This is a genomic window from Nocardia nova (genome assembly GCF_002933465.1).
GTDB classification, from domain to species: Bacteria; Actinomycetota; Actinomycetes; order Mycobacteriales; family Mycobacteriaceae; genus Nocardia; species Nocardia nova_B.
Window position 1 is genome coordinate 445,904 of sequence record NZ_PSZE01000001.1, and the last position, 18,205, is coordinate 464,108.

Annotated in this window: 17 protein-coding genes and 1 pseudogene; all 18 read right to left on the reverse strand. The window is 67.0% G+C overall.

The window, feature by feature from the left end; all coding sequences use genetic code 11:
• Window positions 1-78: 78 nt before the first annotated feature.
• A complete protein-coding gene (locus C5E41_RS01940) occupies window positions 79-2,628 on the reverse strand; it encodes an ATP-dependent Clp protease ATP-binding subunit (RefSeq protein ID WP_104374073.1) in 2,550 nt (849 codons plus the stop codon).
• A gap of 328 nt (window positions 2,629-2,956) precedes the next feature.
• Window positions 2,957-3,222 (reverse strand): annotated as a pseudogene (locus C5E41_RS34715) (lipase); the annotation flags it as partial.
• A 306-nt stretch (window positions 3,223-3,528) separates the two neighbouring features.
• Window positions 3,529-4,152 carry an FHA domain-containing protein gene (locus C5E41_RS01950; RefSeq protein WP_104374074.1) on the reverse strand — a complete coding sequence of 208 codons (624 nt, stop codon included), beginning with the start codon at window positions 4,150-4,152 and terminating at the stop codon, window positions 3,529-3,531.
• A 276-nt stretch (window positions 4,153-4,428) separates the two neighbouring features.
• Window positions 4,429-4,794, reverse strand: a complete 366-nt coding sequence (locus C5E41_RS01955; protein ID WP_104374075.1) for a histone-like nucleoid-structuring protein Lsr2 — start codon at window positions 4,792-4,794, stop codon at window positions 4,429-4,431.
• Window positions 4,795-4,908: 114 nt separating this feature from the next.
• Window positions 4,909-6,375 (reverse strand): lysine--tRNA ligase, encoded by a 1,467-nt coding sequence (gene lysS, locus C5E41_RS01960; RefSeq protein ID WP_104374076.1) that lies wholly within the window; start codon window positions 6,373-6,375, stop codon window positions 4,909-4,911.
• Between the two features lie 165 nt (window positions 6,376-6,540).
• Window positions 6,541-6,978: a rhodanese-like domain-containing protein gene (locus C5E41_RS01965; protein ID WP_104374077.1), complete on the reverse strand. Its 438-nt coding sequence runs from the start codon at window positions 6,976-6,978 to the stop codon at window positions 6,541-6,543.
• Window positions 6,975-7,634: a cysteine dioxygenase gene (locus C5E41_RS01970; RefSeq protein WP_104374078.1), complete on the reverse strand. Its 660-nt coding sequence runs from the start codon at window positions 7,632-7,634 to the stop codon at window positions 6,975-6,977. Before C5E41_RS01970 ends, C5E41_RS01965 begins: the two co-directional genes overlap by 4 nt.
• A gap of 175 nt (window positions 7,635-7,809) precedes the next feature.
• Complete coding sequence (locus tag C5E41_RS01975; protein WP_104374079.1) at window positions 7,810-8,604, reverse strand: type III pantothenate kinase; 795 nt, start codon at window positions 8,602-8,604, stop codon at window positions 7,810-7,812.
• Window positions 8,605-8,625: 21 nt separating this feature from the next.
• Entirely contained in the window at window positions 8,626-9,045 is a 420-nt protein-coding gene (gene panD / locus C5E41_RS01980) for an aspartate 1-decarboxylase (protein ID WP_104374080.1), read from the reverse strand.
• 14 nt (window positions 9,046-9,059) lie between these two features.
• The gene (gene panC / locus C5E41_RS01985; protein WP_104374081.1) at window positions 9,060-10,013 is read right to left on the reverse strand and encodes a pantoate--beta-alanine ligase; all 954 of its coding nucleotides are present in this window, start codon (window positions 10,011-10,013) and stop codon (window positions 9,060-9,062) included.
• Window positions 10,013-10,996, reverse strand: coding sequence for a DUF2520 domain-containing protein (locus C5E41_RS01990; protein ID WP_181063048.1), 984 nt, complete (start codon window positions 10,994-10,996; stop codon window positions 10,013-10,015). Before C5E41_RS01990 ends, panC begins: the two co-directional genes overlap by 1 nt.
• Before the next feature lie 188 nt (window positions 10,997-11,184).
• Complete coding sequence (locus tag C5E41_RS01995; RefSeq protein WP_104379613.1) at window positions 11,185-12,351, reverse strand: DUF6779 domain-containing protein; 1,167 nt, start codon at window positions 12,349-12,351, stop codon at window positions 11,185-11,187.
• A 70-nt stretch (window positions 12,352-12,421) separates the two neighbouring features.
• Window positions 12,422-12,892 (reverse strand): DUF3180 domain-containing protein, encoded by a 471-nt coding sequence (locus tag C5E41_RS02000; protein WP_104374213.1) that lies wholly within the window; start codon window positions 12,890-12,892, stop codon window positions 12,422-12,424.
• A 22-nt stretch (window positions 12,893-12,914) separates the two neighbouring features.
• Entirely contained in the window at window positions 12,915-13,451 is a 537-nt protein-coding gene (gene folK / locus C5E41_RS02005; protein WP_104374083.1) for a 2-amino-4-hydroxy-6-hydroxymethyldihydropteridine diphosphokinase, read from the reverse strand.
• Window positions 13,448-13,840, reverse strand: a complete 393-nt coding sequence (gene folB / locus C5E41_RS02010; RefSeq protein WP_104374084.1) for a dihydroneopterin aldolase — start codon at window positions 13,838-13,840, stop codon at window positions 13,448-13,450. Before folB ends, folK begins: the two co-directional genes overlap by 4 nt.
• Window positions 13,837-14,781: a dihydropteroate synthase gene (folP, locus tag C5E41_RS02015; protein WP_104374085.1), complete on the reverse strand. Its 945-nt coding sequence runs from the start codon at window positions 14,779-14,781 to the stop codon at window positions 13,837-13,839. The genes folB and folP overlap by 4 nt, the downstream gene beginning before the upstream one ends.
• 10 nt (window positions 14,782-14,791) lie before the next feature.
• Window positions 14,792-15,463: a GTP cyclohydrolase I FolE gene (gene folE / locus C5E41_RS02020; protein WP_258080663.1), complete on the reverse strand. Its 672-nt coding sequence runs from the start codon at window positions 15,461-15,463 to the stop codon at window positions 14,792-14,794.
• A gap of 75 nt (window positions 15,464-15,538) precedes the next feature.
• Complete coding sequence (gene ftsH / locus C5E41_RS02025; protein WP_104374086.1) at window positions 15,539-17,932, reverse strand: ATP-dependent zinc metalloprotease FtsH; 2,394 nt, start codon at window positions 17,930-17,932, stop codon at window positions 15,539-15,541.
• Between the last annotated feature and the right edge of the window lie 273 nt (window positions 17,933-18,205).

The window sequence follows — 18,205 nt, forward strand, 5'->3', positions numbered from 1 at the left end:
TCATTTTGCTGCGCGAACGACGATGCCGGTCACCCCGCGATGCGGGATGACCGGCATGCACCGATCCGTACGGACTACTTACTCGCCCGAGGCCTCCGGAGTGGTCTCACCCGCGCCAGCCAGCGCTGCCACCGGTTCGGCCTCCGCCTTCGCGGGCTTGGCCTTACCGGAGAAGGTGAACTTGGCGTCCTCGCCGGCACCTTCGCCGTCCCAGTTCTCGACGTCGACCTCGACGATCTGGCCGGGGCCGATCTCGCCGAACAGGATCTTCTCCGAGAGCTGATCCTCGATCTCGCGCTGGATGGTCCGGCGCAGCGGGCGAGCGCCGAGCACCGGGTCGAAGCCGCGCTTGGCGAGCAGGCTCTTGGCCTTCTCGGTGAGCTCGATCTCCATATCCTTGTTCCGCAGCTGCGTCGCGACGCGGTTGATCATCAGATCCACCATCTCCACGATCTGCTCGGTGGTGAGCTGGTGGAAGACGATGACGTCGTCGATACGGTTGAGGAACTCCGGGCGGAAGTGCTTCTTCAGCTCGTCGTTGACCTTGAGCTTCATCCGCTCGTAGTTCGACCCCTCGGCGTTGGACTGCGAGAAGCCCAGACCCACGGCCTTCGAGATATCCGAGGTGCCGAGGTTCGAGGTGAAGATCAGCACCGTGTTCTTGAAGTCCACGGTCCGGCCCTGGCCATCGGTGAGGCGGCCGTCCTCGAGAACCTGCAACAGGGTGTTGTAGATCTCCTGGTGGGCCTTCTCGATCTCGTCGAACAGCACGACCGAGAACGGCTTGCGGCGCACCTTCTCGGTGAGCTGGCCGCCCTCCTCGTAGCCGACGTAGCCCGGAGGGGCACCGAACAGCCGCGAGGCGGTGAAGCGGTCGTGGAACTCACCCATGTCGATCTGGATGAGCGCGTCGTCGTCGCCGAACAGGAAGTTCGCCAGCGCCTTGGACAGCTCGGTCTTACCGACACCGGACGGACCGGCGAAGATGAACGAACCGGAGGGACGCTTCGGATCCTTCAGGCCGGCACGAGTCCGGCGGATGGCCTTCGACACGGCCTTGACCGCGTCCTCCTGGCCGATGATCCGCTTGTGCAGCTCGTCCTCCATGCGGAGCAGACGGGTGGTCTCCTCCTCGGTGAGCTTGAACACCGGAATACCGGTCCAGTTGGCCAGCACCTCCGCAATCTGCTCGTCGTCGACCTCGGCCACGACGTCCAGGTCACCGGAACGCCACTGCTTCTCCCGCTCGGCGCGCTTGGCGACGAGCTGCTTCTCCTTGTCGCGCAGCCGCGCGGCCTTCTCGAAGTCCTGCGCGTCGATGGCGCTTTCCTTCTCCCGGCGGGCATCGGCGATCTTGTCGTCGAACTCGCGCAGGTCCGGCGGAGCGGTCATCCGGCGGATGCGCATCCGCGCGCCCGCCTCGTCGATGAGGTCGATCGCCTTGTCCGGCAGGAACCGGTCGTTGATGTACCGGTCGGCCAGCGTGGCCGCGGCCACCAGCGCACCGTCGGTGATGGACACCCGGTGGTGCGCCTCGTAGCGGTCGCGCAGGCCCTTGAGGATGTTGATGGTGTGCTCGACCGTCGGCTCGCCCACCTGGACCGGCTGGAATCGGCGCTCCAGGGCGGCGTCCTTCTCGATGTACTTGCGGTACTCGTCGAGGGTGGTGGCACCGATGGTCTGCAGCTCCCCGCGGGCCAGCTTCGGCTTCAGGATCGAGGCCGCGTCGATCGCGCCCTCGGCGGCACCCGCACCCACGAGCGTGTGCAGCTCGTCGATGAACAGAATGATGTCGCCGCGGGTGTTGATCTCCTTGAGCACCTTCTTCAGGCGCTCCTCGAAATCACCGCGGTAGCGGCTGCCCGCGACCAGGGAACCCAGGTCGAGGGTGTAGAGCTGCTTGTCCTTCAGCGTCTCCGGCACCTCGCCGTTGACGATGGCCTGAGCGAGGCCCTCGACGACGGCGGTCTTACCCACGCCGGGCTCACCGATCAGGACCGGGTTGTTCTTGGTACGGCGGCTCAGCACCTGCATGACGCGCTCGATCTCCTTCGAGCGGCCGATGACCGGGTCGAGCTTGCCTTCGAGTGCGGCTTGGGTCAGGTTGCGGCCGAACTGGTCGAGGACCAGCGAGGTGGACGGAGTCCCGGACTCGCCACGAGCACCGGACTCCACCGCCTCCTTACCGCCCTGGTAGCCGGACAGCAGCTGGATGACCTGCTGCCGCACCCGGTTGAGGTCGGCGCCCAGCTTCACCAGCACCTGGGCCGCGACGCCTTCGCCCTCACGAATCAGGCCGAGCAGAATGTGCTCGGTGCCGATGTAGTTGTGGCCGAGCTGCAGCGCTTCGCGCAGACTCAGCTCCAGCACCTTCTTGGCCCGGGGGGTGAACGGGATGTGACCGGACGGCGCCTGCTGGCCCTGCCCGATGATCTCCTCCACCTGGCTGCGCACACCCTCGAGCGAAATCCCCAGCGACTCCAGGGACTTCGCCGCGACACCCTCACCCTCGTGGATCAGGCCCAGCAGGATGTGCTCGGTGCCGATGTAGTTGTGGTTGAGCATCCGAGCCTCTTCTTGGGCCAGGACAACGACCCGCCGCGCGCGGTCGGTGAACCTCTCGAACATCGCTCCCTCACTTCCTGCTCCGCTATCTACGGCATCCGGCGCTGCTGTGCTTCGTGCTTCACACCTGTGGCGCCAGCCTGCCATGAAGCCCTGGGGTTGCCTCCCCGCCTCTACTGTAGTTGGCGGGGGTCACGGCCGTCGTCCGTCCACCCTATTGCGAACGGGCGACAACGCGAGTCATACCGTTCTAACGCGGCTCCGACCCGGAACGTTTCCCCAGCAACTACGCCCACAGCTGAATTTTCGGGCCCTGCTTCCCGACGGCGGGGTTCGCGGCCCCGGAAGCTCGGTCGCGAACCCGAGCGGGTGTACTCCCTCCCAGACGGAACTATCCTACGATCGGCGGGATGAAGTGGCAGGGTACGGGGTGCGGATCGCCGGATCCAGGGCGTTGAGCGCGAACGCGGCCGCCCGGCCACTGCCCGCGATGCCCGCGTGCTCCGAATATTCCGCCGCCTAATCCGCCGCGCAGCCGTCCTGGACCACGACGTTCGTCGTGTTCGGTCCGGACACCAGGGCGACGGTGTACGGCACCACCAGTTCGTCGTAGCAAGTCTCGATATCCGTGTAGGTGACGGTCGGGTCGTAGACGCCGCAGGTCAGCGAGTAGACGCAATAACCCTCGTTGGCCAGCACCCCGCAACCCTCGTTGGCCAGCACCCCGCAACCCTCGTTGGCCAGCACCCCGCCGCGGTGCCGTGCACCAGCACGACGGGTTCGGGATGCGCGGCACTGGGACGGCAGGACCTGCGAAACTTTCGATCCGCACCCGAAAACATCCCCACCGCGCGAACCCACGGCATGAACTCTCCCGAACTAGAACGCGTTTCAATACGCTAGCTGGAACAGGTTCTATCCTGGGTCATTACCGGCCGGTAACCGAGACCGCCGGTCCTGATCTCAGAGGTCGCGGTGCGAGATGATGCCGTTCTGGATGGCCAGCGCCGCCAGCCGCACCCGCTTCTGATTCTGCGGCAGATCCTCCACGCCGAACTTCGAAAACAGCGCGCGCAGATGGGTTTTGATCGCATCCACGCTCAGATACAACTCGTCGGCGATCTGCTGATTGGAGGCGGGCGTGGCGAATTCGGTATTGCCGCGGTACGGGCGGCACAGCGCGACCAGGACCGCGCGCTGCGTATCGGTGAGCGAACGCGGACTCGGCACCGAGCCGACGGAAGTCCGGGTCGCATCGTCGACCGTGCCGGTGTAATCGTGAAACGACAGCATCGAAGTCCCGACCCGGATGCGGTCGCCGGCCTCCAGCCGCCGGCGGCCGGCCAGCCGCTCGCCGTTGACGAAGGTGCCGTTGCGCGACAGTCCGTCGTCGACGATCGTCCAGTGCGCGCCGAGGTATTCCACTGCCGCATGCAGTCGCGACACCTCGGCGTCCCAGCCCAGGGACAGATCGGCCTGCGGCGAACGCCCGATGGTGATGCGCTGATGATCCGGGGTCAGCGTCAGTTCGTGCCGGCGGCCGCTGTCGTCGGTGAACCGAAGAAACGATTCGTGAATATCCGTCACCGCGTTGCTACCCCCACCCTCGTACCGCCAGTGACGTGGTCTGCATAAGCCCCATGGTGCCGCGCCGACGCGGCGGCGAGCAAGATCACCACGCCGAGGCCGTGCGGGTACGGCCGCACCGAAATACCGCGACCACACGGAAATCCCGCCGCCCCAGCGAAGTGCCGCTGCCCCCGCGAAATGCGGCTGCCCCAGCGAAATGCCGCTGCCGCCCGGACGTCGCACGATTCCTCCGGGCGGCAGCGGCACAGACGCAGCCGGGTCTTTTCGACCGCACTAGTTGTTGCGGCCGACTTCCTTGTGGTAGCTCTCCACGACATCGGCGGAGATGCGACCGCGCGCGGAAACCTTGTGGCCCTTGCGCCGCGCCCACTCCCGAATAGCCGCACTCTGTTCGCGATCCATGGAAACTCGGCCCTTCGGCGCAGCGGTGGTCGCACCGACCGGCTTGCTGCGCCGGCGGCCGCTCACCCGACGCGCATTGGCGACCCACACATCCAGCCCGTCCCGCAGCTTCGCCGCATTCGCAGCCGACAGGTCGATCTCGTACGAAACACCGTCGATCGCGAACTCGATGGTCTCGTCCGCAATGGACTCACCATCGACATCGTCGATCAGGCTAACGGTGACCTTCTTTGCCATGGGATGAACGTCCTCTCGAAATCGTGCGACCCGGATACCAGGCCGATGCCCGAGTCGAGAATACCTCTAGATACGAAATTTCCAAGACGGGGAATCGGCATTCAAACCCGGTACTCAGCGACCGGACGGACGCACAATTGGGAACAGTATGGTTTCCCGGATTCCGAGCCCGGTCAGTGCCATCAGCAACCGATCGATTCCCATACCGGTACCCGTTGTCGGCGGCATGCCGTGTTCCATGGCGGCGAGGAAGTCCTCGTCCAGCCGCATGGCCTCGTCGTCACCGGCGGCGGCGAGTCTGGCCTGGTCGACAAAACGTTCCCGCTGCACGACCGGATCCACGAGTTCCGAATAGCCCGTGGCCAACTCGAATCCACGGACATACAGATCCCACTTCTCCGTGACGCCCGGCTTACTGCGATGCTGGCGCGTCAAGGGTGAGGTCTCCACCGGGAAGTCGCGCACGAAAGTGGGCGCATAGAGCTTGTCGCCATAGCTGTGTTCCCACAGTTCCTCGACAAGTTTGCCGTGGCCGTAACCCTTGTCCGGGGGAATTTCCAGGCCGACCCGATCGGCTAGTGTGAGCAATTCCGGAACAGTAGTTTCCGGCGTTACCTCGATACCCAGTGAATCGGACAGCGAGGGATACATCTCGATGGTGTTCCACTCACCGCTCAGGTCGTATTCCGTGCCGTCGGCGAGCGTGACGACCTGAGTGCCGAAGACCTCTTGCGCGACTTCCTGGATCAATTCCCGCATCATCCGCGCGGAATCGTCGTAGGTGCCGTAGGCCTCATAAGTTTCCAACATCGCGAACTCGGGCGAATGCGTGGAGTCGGCGCCCTCGTTACGGAAGTTGCGGTTGATCTCGAAGACCTTCTCGATCCCGCCCACCACACAGCGCTTCAGGAACAACTCCGGCGCGATGCGCAGATACAGATCCATGTCCAGTGCATTGGAATGGGTGACGAACGGACGCGCCGCCGCACCCCCGTGCAGGGTTTGCAGCATCGGGGTCTCGACCTCGAGGAAACCCCTGCGCTCCAACGCGTTTCGCAGTGCGCGCACGGCCGCGACCCGGGTGCGGGCCATCTCCCGCGCCTCCGGCCGCACGATGAGGTCGACATAGCGCTGCCGGACCCGCGACTCCTCGCTCATCTCCTTGTGCGCCACCGGCAGCGGACGCAGCGATTTGGCCGCCATCGACCACGAATCGGCCATCACGCTCAATTCGCCGGTGCGGGAGGAAATCACTTCGCCGTGTACGAAGACGAAATCACCCAGATCGACATCGGCCTTCCACGCCGCGAGCGCATCGGCGCCGACACCGTTCAGGCTGATCATCGCCTGCAGCTTGGTGCCTTCCCCCTCCTGCAGCGTGGCGAAGCAGAGCTTGCCGGTATTGCGCATGAAGATGACCCGGCCGGCCACACCGGCCTGCACGCCGGTGCTGGTGTCGGGCTCGAGGTCGGGATAGGCGGCGCGGATCTCGGCGAGGGTGTGGGTCCGCGGCACCACCACCGGATACGGCTCGACGCCCGCGTCGAGCAACCGCTCACGCTTCTCCCGGCGGATCCGCATCTGCTCGGGAACGTCGACTTCCGCTGCGGCAGGATGCGATTGCCCCGCAGGAACCCGGCCCGCGGAGCCACCGGACGAAGGGCTGTTCGGGGTGCTCACAGCGAACCACCCTATCGTGCGCCGGAAATCGTTTTGCGCGCGCCCGACCCCCGCTCACCCGGGCTATTACAGGGAGACGAGTGCGTTGATCTCACCGGCCAGATGCGGTGCTCCGGCGGCCACCGACAGCAGCCCCGCGGCCTTTACCGCCTGATAGCCACCGACCAGATCGGTGGCTCGGTGCAGACCGAGCTGTTGCAGTGTGGCGGCCGCCAAACTGGAGGTGTAACCCTCCGAGCAGACGATCACCCATTCGCGATCGTGATCGGTGGCCAGGGCGAGCCGCGCGGGGCTGGTGGGATCCAGCCGCCACTCCAGCAGATTGCGCTCGATCACCAGGGCCCCCGGCAGGGTGCCCTCCTTGACCCGCTGGGCTTGCGGGCGGATATCGACCAGCAGAGCGCCGCGCGCGATCGCCTCCGGCAATTCGAACGCGTACATGCGCGTCAATCGCGCACGCGCCGCCTCCAGCATGTCGTTGATGGTGAGATGCGGGTACGTCATTTCACATCGCCTTCGGGCTGGTCGGTGAGCACGGTGCGGGTGCGCCGCAGCGTCCCGTGGCCGGTCACCTCGTAATACGACATAGCGGATAGGGGTGGTGAATACGCGTGCACCGAGAGCGTCGGATTCGACGGCTCGGGCACACCCGCGAACTGATCCGGGGCACGCACCACGTCGTGCACCCAGCCGAGCGGGAACGAGGCCTGATCACCGGCGGTGAGAGTGCGCTGGCGCAATTCCTTGCCGTTCCAGCGGAATTCCGAGAGCGCACCACTCAGCACGGTGAGCGCGCCGAGCGAGCCGGCGTGGTCGTGCAATTCCGTCGACCGGTCCGGCACCCAGCTGATCAGCCACACATCGACCTCGTCGTCGGCGAGAAGCCTGACGGCCCAACGGTTTTCGGTCGGCCACACGCCACTGGACGGCAGCAGGTGGTCGAAGCGGCCCGCCAGTACGTCCTCGGCGCCCTCGTCGGTCAGCCGCAGCAGATCCGCCGGGCGCAGCCGGGTCGGCAATGCGGGCGACACCGAGCGATCGGTGATCTCAGCGGTGAGCCGGTTGGCCGGACGAGCGGGCGGTAACTGCCCCGTCCGACGACGCGCGGCGTCACCGCTCGCGGCGGAGGAAACAGCAGAGGTGAGGATAGAGGAACGCATGAGCGAGGCTCCAGGAGTAGTGGATGGCCGAGGGCGGATACGCAGCCTCGACAATCAGCCGAGGCGAATCAGCCTCGACAACACTCCTGGGTGCTCACGCGGAAAGTCACGAGCCGAAGTCTAGCAGGGTGACCAGCGCGTGCAAGGCGGTGTGTTTCACCCCACAGCGCGCCGCTCACGGGCGGCGGCGCTGCTGGTTGCGCTCGTACACCAGACGCAGGCCGTCCAGGGTCAGGTGCGGCTCGTGGTGATCGATGGTCTCGGATTCGGGGACGATCAGCGGCGCCGTCGGGCCCGTCGCCACCACCGACACCTCGTCACCGGCGAAGGCGTCGAGTTCGTCGCGAATCCGGTCGATCAAACCGTCCACCAGGCCGGCGAAGCCGAACACCGCACCGGACTGCATGCACTCCATGCTGTTTTTCCCCACCACCGAACGCGGGCGGGTCAGTTCCGCGCGCCGCAGGGCGCTACGGGCCACCAGCGCCTCGGTGGAGATCTCCACCCCGGGGGCGATCGTCCCGCCGAGGAACTCTCCCTTCGCCGACACCAGGTCGACACAGATGGCGGTGCCGAAATCGACCACGATCGCCGGTGAATCGAAACGATGGTATGCCGCAAGGCAATTCACGATCCGGTCCGCGCCGACCTCTTTCGGATTGTCGACCAGCAGCGGAATTCCGGTGCGCACACCGGGTTCCACCAGCACGTGCGGCACGTGCGACCAGTAGCGGCCCAACATGGTGCGCAACTCCCGCAGCACCGGCGGCACCGTCGACAAGGCCGACACCCCGACCACCCGGTCCAGCCGCTCGCCCACCAAACCCCGTACCTGAATAGCGAATTCGTCGGCGGTCAGCAGCGGATTGGTGTGCACGCGCCAGGTGTGCACCAGCTCCGCATGCGCACCACTGCCCGAGAACAGGCCGATCTCGATACTGGTGTTGCGGACGTCGATCGTCAGCAGCATCCTCGCCCCGCTGCCCGCGGCTCAGGCGAAGGTCAGCGAGCGCGGCGAGGTCAACCCCGAACCCTCCGGGGCGTGCGCCGGGTCCGAACCCAGCTCCACCGGACGGTTGCGGTCGTCGACGAACACCACCCGCGGCTGGTACTCGCGCAGTTCGGCCTCGTCCATCATGCCGTAGGCGATCAGGATGACGAGATCACCCGGCTTCACCAGATGCGCTGCGGCGCCGTTGATTCCGATCACGCCCGAACCGCGCTCACCGGCGATCACATAGGTTTCCAGCCGGGCGCCGTTGTCGATATCGACGATGCAGACCTGCTCGCCCTCGAGCAGATCGGCGGCGTCCATCAGATCCGGGTCCACGGTCACCGAACCCACATAGTGCAGATCGGCGTGGGTCACCGTGGCACGGTGGATCTTCGACTTCATCATGGTGCGCAACATCGTGGTCGCCTTTCCTATGCGTCGGCCTGGGCAGGCTGGAAATCGGGGACAGCGTTGTGGCCGCCCACAGGGGGGACGGTGACGGGCACGTTGTCGATCAGGCGGGTGGCGCCGATGCGGGCGGCCACCAGCAGACGAGCGTTCCCGCTGCTCGGAATGGGGCCCAGATCCGAACCACGCAGCTCCAGGTAGTCGACGTCGACACCGGTCGCGCCGTCGAGCACCGAACGGGCCGCGGCCACCACCGCGTCGGGCCCTCGCCCCGCCGCATGCCGGCCCGCGGCCAGCGCGGCGGACAGCGTGATCGCCAATTCTCGCTGCTGTCCGTCCAGGTAGCGGTTGCGCGAGGACAGTGCCAGGCCATCGGACTCGCGCACCGTGGGCACCGCGACGATATCGACGTCGAAGTTCAGATCCCGGACCATCTGCCGGATCAACGTCAGCTGCTGATAGTCCTTCTCGCCGAAGAACGCCTCGTGCGGACGGACGATCTGCAACAGTTTCGCCACCACCGTCAACATCCCGGCGAAATGGGTCGGACGGCTGGTGCCCTCCAATTCGGCGCCGAGCGATCCCGGATGGACCGAGGTGCGCGGGCCGTCCGGATACATCTGGGCGACGCTCGGCGCGAACACCAGCGCCACACCCTCCTCGCGCAGCAGCGCCACATCGCTGTCGAGCGTGCGCGGGTACTTGTCGAAGTCCTCGTTCTCACCGAATTGCAGCGGGTTGACGAAGATCGACACCACCACAACTTGGTTCGTACGCTTGGCGCGGCGCACCAACTCCAGATGGCCCTCGTGCAGAGCACCCATCGTCGGCACCAGTGCGACCGTGCGACCGACCCCGCGCAGTGCGGAGGTCACCGCCGAAAGACCGGCCGGCTCGTGCACGACCGTCAGCTCGTCCGGGCGATACAGCTTGCGCAACTGCTCCGGGGTCAGCTTCTTCGCTCCCGAATTCGACATCAGTGTCCCTCCAGCAGACCGATCAGATCCGGATTCGTGCGGGCCAGCTGCGCCGTACGCAGCGACATCGCGCGATAGCCCTCCGCCCACGAGGGATCGGCCGCGGCCAGTGCGTCCAGGTGCGCGGAGACCGCGAGGGCATCTCCCCGCGCCACCGGACCGGTCAGCGCCGGCAGACCGCGCCGCAGCGCGTTGTCCAGAGCCGCCGACGCCAGCGGTGCCAGCATCCGCTCCGCCAATCCGTTGGGCTGCTCGTCGACCATCTGCTGCCCCAGCAGGCCCGGCCCCTCCAGCGCCGCCCGCAACGCCGCGACCGCATCGACGATCAGGGTGACCAGATGATTACTGCCGTGCGCGAGAGCCGCGTGATACAGCGCGCGATTCTCCTCCGGTACCCGCACCGGCTCGCCGCCCATCTCGATCACCAGCGACTGCGCGATGGCATAGCCGATCTCGTCGGCCGCGGTGATGCCGAAACAGGCATTCGCCAGGCGGGCGGTGTCCTCGTCGTGGCCGGTGAAGGTCATCGCCGGATGGATCGCCAGCGGGCGGACATCGGCCAGCGGGGACAGTACGGCCACGCCGTTGGCCCCCGAGGTATGCGCGACGATCGTCCCCGGACGGATCACCCGCGCCGCCGCCAAACCGGCCACCAGACCGGGTAGTTCACTGTCCAGTACAGCCAGGATCAACAGTTCGCTGCGCGCCGCGATCTCCTCCACCGGCAAGATCTGCGACTCCGGCAACCGCGTCCGCGCCCGATGCCGTGACGCGTCGGAAATCGCCGACACCCCGAACACCACGTGCCCGGCCCGCTCCAGCGCGACACCCAGCGCCGACCCCACCCGTCCGGCCGACACGATGCCGACTGTCAGCCGGGCGGGCGCCGGATCACTGCCAGGTACAGCGGATGAGCCCGAGACCGCAGGCGCGGCGGGGCGCGACGAATCGGCCTCGTCGGGCCGCGAAAAATCGGAGGTCACCGTTGTCCTCTCGGAAGGCGTTCCAGTCCCGCATGGCGGGTACCGGACGTTACGAGTTGAGAATAGGTAGTGGCCGGGGGCGCTGCCAGAGTGGGGCCGCGTGATATTTCCCTCAGTGTTGGTGGCCTGCGAAAGTTACCGATACCGATCGGCACAGGCAATCCGCTTCACCGGCGTGATCGCGGCCATTACGAGCTGTTCTGCTCCGATCGCAGATTCGCCATGATCTCCGCGACGGTGAGTTTGCGACCCGGCCGATCCTCGTCGGAGTCGGCGTGGCGACGGCGGCGGGAACCGGCGGTACCCATGGTTGTCGCCGGTTGGACAGGAGCCAGCCGTGGCACCGAGGAACTCGGGCGCGGGTCGCCGGACTCGGCCGCAGTGGCGGACTCGGAGGTGCCGTTGGCCGATCCGGTACCGGATTTCGCCGAGCCGGCGGTCCGCGGGCTGCCGGGCGCGTGGGCCGATCCGGAATCGGGAGTCTCGGCCTCCGACGACGGAGACTGCGACGACTCCGGGTTCGACGACCCAGAGCTGGACGAGTCGGACTTCGAGGCATCCCGTGTCTGTACGTCCGGCTTCCGCACATCCGGGTCGGCCCCACCCAGCTCCGACGATGCGGATTTCGCGGCCGCACCCTCCCGGCCGCCGGTTCGTTCGTCGTCCGCCGGTCGGCTGGCCGGCCGCTCCTCCTCATCCGGCGCCTCCGCCGACACCACGGCGGTCTCGGCCGTCACCGGATCGTCGTACGGACTGGCGAAGGCCGGGGGCTCGGGATGATCGGGATCGAAGACCGGCGAGACCACACGCAGCGGCATAGCAGGCGCGCTCCACGCGTCCCAGGTGTCGGTTTCCTGCGAGCTACCGTTCGCCACGGTCGCGTGGGTGAGCTCCTGCACGCGCACAGCCTCGGCGCGCAACGCCGGTCGGTCGACCAGTAGGTCGCCATCGAACAGCCGCTGCAGACTTTCGCGCAACACGGTCAGCTCACTGCGCAGCGCGGCCAGTTCGGCGGCGTCCGCGCCGACCTCGCGGCGCACCCGCGATTCGACGCCGAGTTCGTATTCGCGCCGGGCGGTGATCTCGCGTTCGAGCTGCAACTCGTAGACCTTCTGCAGGTCACGAGCCTTGGCCTGATCGATCGCCGCATCCCGGCGATAGCGGGTCGCCGCGAGCGCGGCCACCGCGGCGGCCCACAGAGCCGCGACCAAACCGACCCGGACCAACTGCACATTGTTGCTGAAAATCAGAAACACACTGGCAATCAGACCGAGCAGAATTAATACACCGACGACGATTTTTCCCGCGTTGTCCCGCTGTCGCGGGGAAGCACTGCTACGGGAGGGTGAAACCATGTCCGCAAGGGTAGCTCGAATAGCGGATTTCGGCGCGCAGCCGGTCTGGAACTCCGCTATACGCCGTTAGCTATGAGGTAGCTGGTTCGTCTGGTGGCTCATGTGGCGCGCGGCAGCAATACTCCAGCCACAGCGCGGCGGCGACCAACACCACACCGGCGATCAAACCCACGATGACGCCGGGCGTGTCCGAGGCGGCCGCGCGCATCTCCGACCGCTGCGGCAGCAGCCAGATCAGAAAGCCCAGCCACACGCCGGCCGCCAGAGAACCCACCTGCGCCGAGGCCTTCGCGAGCGCCACCGCGCGGGCCGCGGTGATCGGATGCAACTGTTTGGGACCGTCACCGATGCGGTGATCGCCCACGCGGGCGCGAATCACGAACGCCAGCACCGCTTCCACGGCGGCCACCGGATACAGCGAGGCGCCCGCGATCACCGTGATCGGCGGAAAGCTCGAATAGGCCCACCGAGTCGCCACCCACGCCACCGCGGCGGCGATCACGACATTCGCGAGCAGATCCAGAATCTTGGTCGGCCTCATGACATTCATGACCAGCCACCGTTCATCGCTGCGCCGCGGACAGCGACAAGTCGGTGAGCCGGACGCCCTCGACGTCGTCCGGATCGAGAGCGGCGAGCAGTTCCCGAATCGGCCGGGTCCAGCCGAGCACCTCCAGCGTCGCCTCGGGTTCCACTTCGGCCCACGGCACCAGGACGAACGCGCGATTGTGCGCCTGCGGATGCGGCAGTGTCAGTTCCGGGTCCGCACTGGTCACCGGGCGCGGCCCCGCAGGGCCACGCTCAGCGCACCAGATCACGTCGACATCCAGAGTCCGTGCGCCCCAGCGAATCTCGCGGACACGCCCGGACCGCTGTTCCAACCGCTGTCCGCGTTCGAGCCAATCGCGCGGGCCCAGCTCCGAATCCTCGACCACCACAACGGCATTGAGGTAGTCCTCCTGCGGCACTCCACCCCACGGCGCGGTCGAGTACACCGACGAGACCGCGACCAGCTGCGGCGTCAGCGCCTCGACCACACTGCGGAGATGGGCCAGCCGATCCCCCAGATTCGACCCGATCGACAGCACCGCACGGCTCATCCGGCCACCTCCGCGGTCGGCGGTAATCCCCGCCGCCTGGTAGCCACCACGCGCACATCGGCGAAAGTGTGCGGAATCGGCGCCGAGGGCTTGTGCACGACAACCTCTGCTGCGGTGACGCGCTCGTCGCGCATCACATCGTCGGCGATCTCGGCGGCGACGGTCTCGATGAGATTGCGCGGCGGGCCGGAGACGATCGCTACCGCGCGTTGCGCCAGCTCGCCGTAGTCGACGGTGGCCGACAGCTCATCGGTCGCGGCGGCCTTCGCGAAATCCAGCCACAGGGTGATGTCGACCAGGAATTCCTGGCCGTCGCGGCGCTCGAAGTCGAAGCAGCCGTGGTGACCGTAGGCGCGCAGACCGCGCAGCTCGATGCGATCGGTACTCACTCGTTCCCCTGATTGTGTGAACCGGATTCGGCCCGCCGCTGTATCGACTCGGCGGCCCGCCGCCCTCCAGATTCGGCGGCCCGCCGCCCTCCAGATTCGGCGGCCCGCCGCCAGGCATCCGCGACGGCGATGGCGTCGAGCGACGACCGCGCATCGTGCACCCGCACGCCCCACGCGCCGTGCTGGGCGGCCAGGGCGGAGATGGTGGCGGTGGCGACCTCACGCCCGTCGGGCGGGCGCGGTCCGGACTCGTCGGCCAGCAGCGAACCCAGGAAACGCTTGCGGGAGGCACCGACCAGAATCGGCAGCCCCTGGGCCGTCAGTTCCGGCAGTGCGCCCAGCAGGGTCCAGTTGTGCTCGGCGTTCTTGGCGAAGCCGAGGCCGGGGTCCAGTACCAGCCGGCTCGGATGCACGCCGGCCGCCATGGCCACATCCACCTGGGACGAGAGTTCGGCCAGCACCTCGCGCACGACGTCGTCGTAGTGGTCGGCCGGGCCGATGTGACGATAGTCGGCATTCGCCCGCCAGTGCATCAGAATCCACGGGATCTCCGCGGCGGCAACGACTTTCACCATCTCGGCATCCGCGCGACCACCGGATACGTCGTTGACCACGCTCACTCCGGCGTCGATGGCGGCGGCCGCGACACTCGCCCGCATGGTGTCCACACTGGTCGGCACGCCGGCTTCCACCAGCCCGCGAATCACCGGGACCACCCGCTGGATCTCGGTCTCCGGATCGATTCGAACGGCGCCCGGGCGGGTGGATTCACCGCCCACATCGATGATGTCGGCGCCCACCTCGTACAACCGCACCCCGTGGGCGACCGCGACAGCCGGATCGAGGTAGCGGCCACCGTCGGAGAAGGAGTCGCTGGTGACGTTCACCACGCCCATCACCACGCACGAGCGCCCGTCCCGGGGAGTGATCAATGCGCTCATGGGCGATCGCTCATTTGCGCAGGATCAGGTCGAGGGCCTCGGCGCGCGAGGACGCGTTGGTCTGCAGCAGGCCCCGGACCGCGGAGGTGGTGGTGCTGGCGCCCGGCTTGCGGATGCCGCGCATCGCCATGCACAGATGCTCGGCCTCCACCACGACGATGGCGCCACGCGGATCCAGCTTCCGCATGACCGCATCGGCGATCTGGCTGGTCAGCCGCTCCTGGACCTGCGGCCGCTTGGCGTACAGGTCGACCAGGCGGGCCAGTTTGGACAGACCGGTGACCCGGCCCTGCGGGCCCGGGATATATCCGACGTGGGCGACCCCGTGGAAGGACACCAGGTGATGTTCGCAGGTCGAGTACATCGGGATGTCGCGCACCAGCACCAATTCCTGATGCCCTTCGTCGAAGGTGGTGTTCAGCACCGAATCCGGTTCCACGTACAGGCCCGCGAACATCTCGCGATAGGCGCGCGCGACCCGAGCGGGGGTATCGATCAGCCCGGGGCGGTCGGGATCCTCCCCGATCGCGACCAGTAGTTCACGTACCGCGGCCTCGGCCCGCTTCTGATCGAAGGGCTGACCGGTACCCAGCGCGATCGGAGCCGGTACCTCGGCAATCACGGCTGCACCCGCTCCCGACGACGAATCGGACCCGGCGGGAGCGATGTTGTTGGCCGACATACGAGGACACCTCCACAATCACGTAAATCAACGCGCCGACAGCGCGGTTCGACCGTCGAGCCTAATCGCAGCCGGTCAGCGGTGGCCGTTCGGTCCGTCCCAATCGCCGTGATCCTGGGTGCCGCTTTGCGCCGATCCCTCCTGATCTCCGGGCCATTCGGGCCGACGATGACCGCCGCCGTAGCGCTGCGGCTCGCCATAGCGCTGGGGCTCGCCGTATCCCTGGGAGCCGCCGCCGTACTCCGGCTGCTGCGGCGATCCGCCCGCAGACGGATCCTCCTGCGGCGGCCAGCCCGGAGCCGACCAGCCGGCGGGAGCGCCGTAATCCGGCCGGGAGCCGTGCGTACCCTGCCGCGGATATCCCGGGCCACCCGCGGGCCGTGGGTAATTGCCGGGCTGCGGGGCCGGATAGCTGTAGCCGGTGGGAGCCGGAGCCGGGTTGCGATGCCCTTCCTGCGGATAACCGTTGGCCGGCACCGGCTGCGGAGCGGGCTGCTGGTTCGGCTTGCGTGTTTCGGCTTCCTCCGGCCACGGCTCACCGCGTTCGGCGGCGAGCTCGCGCGGGGTCTTCACCGGCGGCCGATCCGAGGGCACGCGTTCACCGAAATCGTTGAAGGCGGTGATGCGCGGGCGCTTGTCGACGGTGGCGAGAACCTGCTCGAGGTCCTTGCGGTGCAGGGTCTCACGCTCCAGCAACGCGCTGGCCAGCGCGTCGAGTTCGTCGCGATATTCGTTGAGGATCGCCCAGGCCTCGGTGTGCGCGGCCTCGATGAGGTTGCGCACCTCCTCGTCGATCTCGCGAGCCACCTCGTGCGAGTAGTCCGAGCCGGTGCCCATCGTGCGACCCAGGAACGGGTCACCCTGTTCCTGCCCGTAGCGCACCGCGCCCAGGCGGGCACTCATGCCGTATTCGGTGACCATCGCACGCGCGATCTTGGTCGCCTGGTCGATATCGGACGAGGCGCCGGTGGTCGGCTCGTGGAAGACCAACTCCTCGGCGGCGCGTCCACCCATGGCCATCACCAGCCGGGCGATCATCTCCGAACGGGTCATCAGGCCCTTGTCGTCCTCGGGCACGGTCATGGCGTGGCCGCCGGTGCGACCGCGGGCCAGGATCGTGACCTTGTAGACGGGCTCGATATCCGGCATCGCCCACGCGGCCAGCGTGTGGCCACCCTCGTGGTAGGCGGTGATCTTCTTCTCGTGCTCGCTGATGATCCGGCTCTTGCGCCGCGGGCCGCCGATCACGCGGTCGACCGATTCCTCCAGCGCCGGTCCCGTGATGACGTTGCCGTGCTCACGCGCGGTGAGCAGCGCCGCCTCGTTGATCACATTGGCCAGATCCGCACCCGACATGCCGACGGTGCGCTTGGCGAGGCCGTCCAGATCGGCATCGGGCGCGATCGGCTTGCCCTGCGAATGCACCCGCAGGATCGCACGCCGACCGGCGAGGTCCGGATTGCCGACCGGGATCTGACGGTCGAAGCGGCCCGGGCGCAGCAGCGCCGGGTCCAGGATGTCCGGGCGGTTGGTGGCCGCGATGATGATGACACCGGTGCGGTCGCCGAAACCATCCATCTCGACCAGCAACTGGTTCAACGTCTGCTCGCGCTCGTCGTGCCCGCCGCCGAGGCCGGCGCCGCGCTGGCGGCCGACCGCGTCGATCTCGTCGACGAAGATGATGCAGGGGCTGTTCTGCTTGGCCTGGTCGAACAGGTCACGCACGCGCGAGGCGCCGACACCGACGAACATCTCGACGAAGTCGGAACCGGAGATGGTGAAGAACGGCACCCCGGCCTCACCCGCGACCGCGCGGGCCAGCAGCGTCTTACCGGTTCCGGGCGGGCCGTACAGCAGTACGCCCTTGGGGATCTTGGCACCCAGCGCCTGGTAGCGAGCCGGATTCTGCAGGAAGTCCTTGATCTCGTACAGCTCTTCGACGGCCTCGTCGGCACCGGCCACATCGGCGAATGTGGTCTTGGGCATATCCTTCGACAACTGTTTGGCCTTGGATTTGCCGAAGCCCATCATGCCGCCGCGGCCACCACCCTGCATCCGCGCCATCACGAAGACGAACAGGCCCAGCAGAATCACCATCGGCAGGACGAACAGCAGCACCTGGGTGAACCAGCTGTCCTGTTTGACCGCGGTGTTGAACGGCGCACCGGACTGCTGCACGTCGCGCAGGATCTGCGCGGAGACCTCGCTGCCGCCGGGGTACTTGGCCATGATCTGGGTCTGGCCGCCGGTGGCGTCGTTGCCCTGTTTCAGGGTGATGCGCAGCTGCTGTTCTTTGTCATCGATCTGGACCTGCTTGACGTTCTGCTTGTCGGCAAGCTGGGTGAGCGCCACCGAGGTATCGACGTTCTTCCAGCCGCGCGTGTCGTTGCTGAAGTAGCTGACCAGATAGATCACGAGCAGGATGCCCGCGACTATGGCCAGGTTGCGAAACACTGTCTTGCGGTTCATAGAGCGTCGGCCGGCGGGCCAGTCCTTTCCGGTGTTTCCGGTGTATGCCTACTATGCGTCGGGCGGGGCCGTATCCATACCGGCACCGACCGGGTCGGGCAGAACGGATGCGGACAAGCCACGTTACCGCGTACGGTCTACTCGATACATCGCGCAGTTCGGCAGCTGATGCAGTTCAACAGGTAAACGGTCGGAGAACGCTGGTGGTTCCCGTCCTATCGGGCGATCACCTCGCGGTGTCCGTCCAAGTGGTCCCAATCATGGCATGCACGA

Coding starts and splice junctions, on each gene's coding strand:
- C5E41_RS01940 (WP_104374073.1), bottom strand. CDS start 2,628: ATGTTCGAGAGGTTCACCGACCGCGCGCGGCGGGTCGTTGTCCTGGCC.
- C5E41_RS01955 (WP_104374075.1), bottom strand. CDS start 4,794: ATGGCAAAGAAGGTCACCGTTAGCCTGATCGACGATGTCGATGGTGAG.
- lysS (WP_104374076.1), bottom strand. CDS start 6,375: ATGCGGATCCGCCGGGAGAAGCGTGAGCGGTTGCTCGACGCGGGCGTC.
- C5E41_RS01965 (WP_104374077.1), bottom strand. CDS start 6,978: ATGACGTACCCGCATCTCACCATCAACGACATGCTGGAGGCGGCGCGT.
- C5E41_RS01970 (WP_104374078.1), bottom strand. CDS start 7,634: ATGCGTTCCTCTATCCTCACCTCTGCTGTTTCCTCCGCCGCGAGCGGT.
- C5E41_RS01975 (WP_104374079.1), bottom strand. CDS start 8,604: ATGCTGCTGACGATCGACGTCCGCAACACCAGTATCGAGATCGGCCTG.
- panD (WP_104374080.1), bottom strand. CDS start 9,045: ATGTTGCGCACCATGATGAAGTCGAAGATCCACCGTGCCACGGTGACC.
- panC (WP_104374081.1), bottom strand. CDS start 10,013: ATGTCGAATTCGGGAGCGAAGAAGCTGACCCCGGAGCAGTTGCGCAAG.
- C5E41_RS01995 (WP_104379613.1), bottom strand. CDS start 12,351: ATGGTTTCACCCTCCCGTAGCAGTGCTTCCCCGCGACAGCGGGACAAC.
- C5E41_RS02000 (WP_104374213.1), bottom strand. CDS start 12,892: ATGAGGCCGACCAAGATTCTGGATCTGCTCGCGAATGTCGTGATCGCC.
- folK (WP_104374083.1), bottom strand. CDS start 13,451: ATGAGCCGTGCGGTGCTGTCGATCGGGTCGAATCTGGGGGATCGGCTG.
- folP (WP_104374085.1), bottom strand. CDS start 14,781: ATGAGCGCATTGATCACTCCCCGGGACGGGCGCTCGTGCGTGGTGATG.
- folE (WP_258080663.1), bottom strand. CDS start 15,463: ATGTCGGCCAACAACATCGCTCCCGCCGGGTCCGATTCGTCGTCGGGA.
- ftsH (WP_104374086.1), bottom strand. CDS start 17,932: ATGAACCGCAAGACAGTGTTTCGCAACCTGGCCATAGTCGCGGGCATC.